The sequence below is a fragment of the Pandoraea pneumonica genome, assembly GCF_902459645.1.
In the GTDB taxonomy this organism is placed as follows: domain Bacteria; phylum Pseudomonadota; class Gammaproteobacteria; order Burkholderiales; family Burkholderiaceae; genus Pandoraea; species Pandoraea pneumonica.
This window is the reverse complement of the sequence record NZ_CABPSK010000009.1, coordinates 1-5636: the sequence shown is the minus strand read 5'-3', so window position 1 is coordinate 5636 and position 5636 is coordinate 1. Positions and strand designations below refer to the sequence as shown.

At 51.6% G+C, this 5636-nt stretch carries 1 protein-coding gene, 2 tRNA genes and 3 rRNA genes; all 6 read left to right on the top strand.

The features are described 5' to 3' along the window. Window positions 1-182: hypothetical protein (locus PPN31114_RS26325; RefSeq protein WP_217426994.1), on the top strand; the 182-nt coding region annotated here is incomplete at its 5' end. 188 nt (window positions 183-370) lie between these two features. After that, window positions 371-1903, top strand: a 16S ribosomal RNA gene (locus PPN31114_RS26050). Between the two features lie 64 nt (window positions 1904-1967). After that, a tRNA-Ile gene (locus PPN31114_RS26045) sits at window positions 1968-2044 on the top strand. A 46-nt stretch (window positions 2045-2090) separates the two neighbouring features. After that, window positions 2091-2166, top strand: a tRNA-Ala gene (locus PPN31114_RS26040). 294 nt (window positions 2167-2460) lie between these two features. Beyond that, window positions 2461-5339: ribosomal RNA gene (locus PPN31114_RS26035) — 23S ribosomal RNA — on the top strand. A 135-nt stretch (window positions 5340-5474) separates the two neighbouring features. Continuing rightward, a 5S ribosomal RNA gene (gene rrf, locus PPN31114_RS26030) occupies window positions 5475-5587 on the top strand. Together the 16S, 23S and 5S rRNA genes with 2 tRNA genes alongside form the textbook arrangement of a ribosomal RNA operon. Window positions 5588-5636 lie beyond the last annotated feature (49 nt).

The window sequence follows — 5636 nt, the reverse complement described above, 5'->3', positions numbered from 1 at the left end:
GGTGGTTAGTGGTTTTGGAGCTTGTGAGTCGCTACGGCGACGAGCGAAAAGAAGCGAAAAAAACTGTTGACGACGACGAGAAGCTGCGACATAATCTCACTTCTCTGCTGCTGATGCAGCGACGCAGAAAACGAAGCGACGGCGCGGTAATGATGCGACGAAGCGAAGTTCGAAGCGATTGATCTTTAAAAATTAAACAACCGATAAGTGTGGGCACTCGATGAATGGTGCGTCTGCTTCGGCAGATTAGCTTTAAATTTATTGAGGCTCACATAGTAATAGGTAAGTTAAGTAATTAACTTGTCAGCATACTTTGAGAGCGACCGGTTCTAGTGATTTATCACGAAAAACCGAAAACAGTAACAGGTTTAAACTGAAGAGTTTGATCCTGGCTCAGATTGAACGCTGGCGGCATGCCTTACACATGCAAGTCGAACGGCAGCACGGGTGCTTGCACCTGGTGGCGAGTGGCGAACGGGTGAGTAATACATCGGAATGTACCTTGTAGTGGGGGATAGCTCGGCGAAAGCCGGATTAATACCGCATACGCTCTGAGGAGGAAAGCGGGGGACCTTCGGGCCTCGTGCTACAAGAGCAGCCGATGTCAGATTAGCTAGTTGGTGGGGTAAAAGCTCACCAAGGCGACGATCTGTAGCTGGTCTGAGAGGACGACCAGCCACACTGGGACTGAGACACGGCCCAGACTCCTACGGGAGGCAGCAGTGGGGAATTTTGGACAATGGGCGAAAGCCTGATCCAGCAATGCCGCGTGTGTGAAGAAGGCCTTCGGGTTGTAAAGCACTTTTGTCCGGAAAGAAATCCTTTGGGTTAATACCTCGGGGGGATGACGGTACCGGAAGAATAAGCACCGGCTAACTACGTGCCAGCAGCCGCGGTAATACGTAGGGTGCAAGCGTTAATCGGAATTACTGGGCGTAAAGCGTGCGCAGGCGGTTTTGTAAGACGGATGTGAAATCCCCGGGCTTAACCTGGGAACTGCATTCGTGACTGCAAGGCTAGAGTATGGCAGAGGGGGGTAGAATTCCACGTGTAGCAGTGAAATGCGTAGAGATGTGGAGGAATACCGATGGCGAAGGCAGCCCCCTGGGCCAATACTGACGCTCATGCACGAAAGCGTGGGGAGCAAACAGGATTAGATACCCTGGTAGTCCACGCCCTAAACGATGTCAACTAGTTGTTGGGGATTCATTTCCTTAGTAACGTAGCTAACGCGTGAAGTTGACCGCCTGGGGAGTACGGTCGCAAGATTAAAACTCAAAGGAATTGACGGGGACCCGCACAAGCGGTGGATGATGTGGATTAATTCGATGCAACGCGAAAAACCTTACCTACCCTTGACATGTACGGAATCTTGCTGAAAGGTGAGAGTGCTCGAAAGAGAGCCGTAACACAGGTGCTGCATGGCTGTCGTCAGCTCGTGTCGTGAGATGTTGGGTTAAGTCCCGCAACGAGCGCAACCCTTGTCCTTAGTTGCTACGCAAGAGCACTCTAAGGAGACTGCCGGTGACAAACCGGAGGAAGGTGGGGATGACGTCAAGTCCTCATGGCCCTTATGGGTAGGGCTTCACACGTCATACAATGGTCGGTACAGAGGGCTGCCAAACCGCGAGGTGGAGCTAACCCCAGAAAACCGATCGTAGTCCGGATCGCAGTCTGCAACTCGACTGCGTGAAGCTGGAATCGCTAGTAATCGCGGATCAGCATGTCGCGGTGAATACGTTCCCGGGTCTTGTACACACCGCCCGTCACACCATGGGAGTGGGTTTTGCCAGAAGTAGGTAGCCTAACCGTAAGGAGGGCGCTTACCACGGCAGGATTCATGACTGGGGTGAAGTCGTAACAAGGTAGCCGTAGGGGAACCTGCGGCTGGATCACCTCCTTTCTAGAGCATGCACTGGAAGTTGAGTGTTCACGCTTATCGGTTGTTGACTGCGTAGATCTAAGTCGGGTCTGTAGCTCAGGTGGTTAGAGCACCGTCTTGATAAGGCGGGGGTCGAAGGTTCAAGTCCTTCCAGACCCACCAAGCATAACCACCCGCCTGATAGAGTCGGTTGGTAACTGGCTTGATTGGGGGATTAGCTCAGCTGGGAGAGCACCTGCTTTGCAAGCAGGGGGTCGTCGGTTCGATCCCGTCATCCTCCACCAATATCTTAGATCGCATCGATGTCAGTCAAAAGCGCTTTACGTCAGTAGTTCTGCAGTTTTCTGTAGCAAATCCACGTGAAGGTTTTTGAATGACAGCAATGTCATGCAGTATTTGTTCTTTAACAATTTAGAAGAAGTAGTAGTACAACGGAAGCGCGTTAGAGATGGCGCGTGGAAATTGTACGGGTTGTGATTGTATCAACCAGTATTTAAGTGATCGAAAGATGACTTGGAATACGGCACAACGCGATAACTCAACCTATGACGATGTGTCGCGAGACGCACTCGTTATAGGGTCAAGCGAATAAGTGCATGTGGTGGATGCCTTGGCGATTACAGGCGATGAAGGACGCGATAGCCTGCGAAAAGTTGTGGGGAGCTGGCAAATAAGCATTGATCCACAAATGTCCGAATGGGGAAACCCGGCCCGTATGGGTCATCCTAGACTGAATACATAGGTCTAGCGAAGCGAACGCGGCGAACTGAAACATCTAAGTAGCTGCAGGAAAAGAAATCAACCGAGATTCCCAAAGTAGTGGCGAGCGAAATGGGACCAGCCTTCAAGATTTAGCACCGGTGTTATCAAAACGGAATGGAAAGTCCGGCCATAGTGGGTGATAGCCCCGTATGAGAAAACCCTGGTGTGGAACTAAGCTTGAGAAAAGTAGGGCGGGACACGTGAAATCCTGTCTGAAGATGGGGGGACCATCCTCCAAGGCTAAATACTCGTAATCGACCGATAGTGAACCAGTACCGTGAGGGAAAGGCGAAAAGAACCCCGGGAGGGGAGTGAAATAGATCCTGAAACCGCATGCATACAAACAGTCGGAGCCTCGTAAGGGGTGACGGCGTACCTTTTGTATAATGGGTCAGCGACTTACATTCAGTGGCAAGCTTAACCGAATAGGGAAGGCGTAGCGAAAGCGAGTCCGAATAGGGCGTTCAGTCGCTGGGTGTAGACCCGAAACCAAGTGATCTATCCATGGCCAGGATGAAGGTGCGGTAACACGTACTGGAGGTCCGAACCCACTAACGTTGAAAAGTTAGGGGATGAGCTGTGGATAGGGGTGAAAGGCTAAACAAACTTGGAAATAGCTGGTTCTCTCCGAAAACTATTTAGGTAGTGCCTCGTGTATCACCTTCGGGGGTAGAGCACTGTCATGGTTGAAGGGTCCATTGCGGATTACTTCGCCATAGCAAACTCCGAATACCGAAGAGTGCAATCACGGGAGACAGACATCGGGTGCTAACGTCCGGTGTCAAGAGGGAAACAACCCAGACCGCCAGCTAAGGTCCCTAAATATTGCTAAGTGGGAAACGAAGTGGGAAGGCTAAAACAGTCAGGAGGTTGGCTTAGAAGCAGCCACCCTTTAAAGAAAGCGTAATAGCTCACTGATCGAGTCGTCCTGCGCGGAAGATGTAACGGGGCTAAGCAATATACCGAAGCTGCGGATGCGAGCTTGCTCGCATGGTAGGAGAGCGTTCTGTAAGCCTGTGAAGGTGTCTTGTAAAGGATGCTGGAGGTATCAGAAGTGCGAATGCTGACATGAGTAGCGATAAAGGGGGTGAAAGGCCCCCTCGCCGTAAGCCCAAGGTTTCCTACGCAACGTTCATCGGCGTAGGGTGAGTCGGCCCCTAAGGCGAGGCAGAGATGCGTAGCTGATGGGAAGCAGGTTAATATTCCTGCACCGTCGTATGATGCGATGGGGGGACGGATCGCGGAAGGTTGTCCGGGTGTTGGAAGTCCCGGTCCCTGTATTGGAGAAGGCGCTTAGGCAAATCCGGGCGCGGAATTCAAGGATATGGGGCGAGTGAACTTGTTCACGAAGCAATTGGAAGTGGTTCCAAGAAAAGCCTCTAAGCTTCAGTCATACGAGACCGTACCGCAAACCGACACAGGTGGGCGAGATGAGTATTCTAAGGCGCTTGAGAGAACTCGGGAGAAGGAACTCGGCAAATTGGTACCGTAACTTCGGGATAAGGTACGCCCTTGTAGCTTGATTGGCCTGCGCCAAGAGGGTGAAAGGGTTGCAATAAACTGGTGGCTGCGACTGTTTAATAAAAACACAGCACTCTGCAAACACGAAAGTGGACGTATAGGGTGTGACGCCTGCCCGGTGCCGGAAGATTAAATGATGGGGTGCAAGCTCTTGATTGAAGTCCCGGTAAACGGCGGCCGTAACTATAACGGTCCTAAGGTAGCGAAATTCCTTGTCGGGTAAGTTCCGACCTGCACGAATGGCGTAACGATGGCCACACTGTCTCCTCCCGAGACTCAGCGAAGTTGAAGTGTTTGTGATGATGCAATCTACCCGCGGCTAGACGGAAAGACCCCATGAACCTTTACTGTAGCTTTGCATTGGACTTTGAACCGGTCTGTGTAGGATAGGTGGGAGGCTTTGAAGCAGGAACGCTAGTTTCTGTGGAGCCGTCCTTGAAATACCACCCTGGTTTGTTTGAGGTTCTAACCTAGGTCCGTAATCCGGATCGGGGACAGTGCATGGTAGGCAGTTTGACTGGGGCGGTCTCCTCCCAAAGTGTAACGGAGGAGTACGAAGGTACGCTAGGTACGGTCGGAAATCGTGCTGATAGTGCAATGGCAAAAGCGTGCTTAACTGCGAGACTGACAAGTCGAGCAGGTGCGAAAGCAGGTCATAGTGATCCGGTGGTTCTGTATGGAAGGGCCATCGCTCAACGGATAAAAGGTACTCTGGGGATAACAGGCTGATACCGCCCAAGAGTTCATATCGACGGCGGTGTTTGGCACCTCGATGTCGGCTCATCTCATCCTGGGGCTGTAGCCGGTCCCAAGGGTATGGCTGTTCGCCATTTAAAGAGGTACGTGAGCTGGGTTTAAAACGTCGTGAGACAGTTTGGTCCCTATCTGCCGTGGGCGTTGGAAGTTTGAAGGGGGCTGCTCCTAGTACGAGAGGACCGGAGTGGACGAACCTCTGGTGTACCGGTTGTCACGCCAGTGGCATCGCCGGGTAGCTATGTTCGGAAGAGATAACCGCTGAAAGCATCTAAGCGGGAAACTCGCCTTAAGATGAGACTTCCCTAGGAACTCGATTCCTTTGAAGGGTCGTTCAAGACCAGGACGTTGATAGGTCAGGTGTGGAAGCGCAGTAATGCGTTAAGCTAACTGATACTAATTGCCCGTAAGGCTTGATCCTATAACCAGTGTGTTTCGACCTGGTGTGTGTATCGCGTGCAAAACGTTGATACCAGTCACAACCCAATATCTGTAGTACTACGCTTCTTCTGAATTGGTTTTGTTGCACTCAGTGCAGCAAGACATACAAGTTATGCCTGATGACCATAGCGAGTTGGAACCACCCCTTCCCATCCCGAACAGGACCGTGAAACGACTCCACGCCGATGATAGTGCGGATACCCGTGTGAAAGTAGGTAATCGTCAGGCTCCCCTAAAGACCCCTTGCTACCAAAGTAGCAAGGGGTTTTTGCTTTGC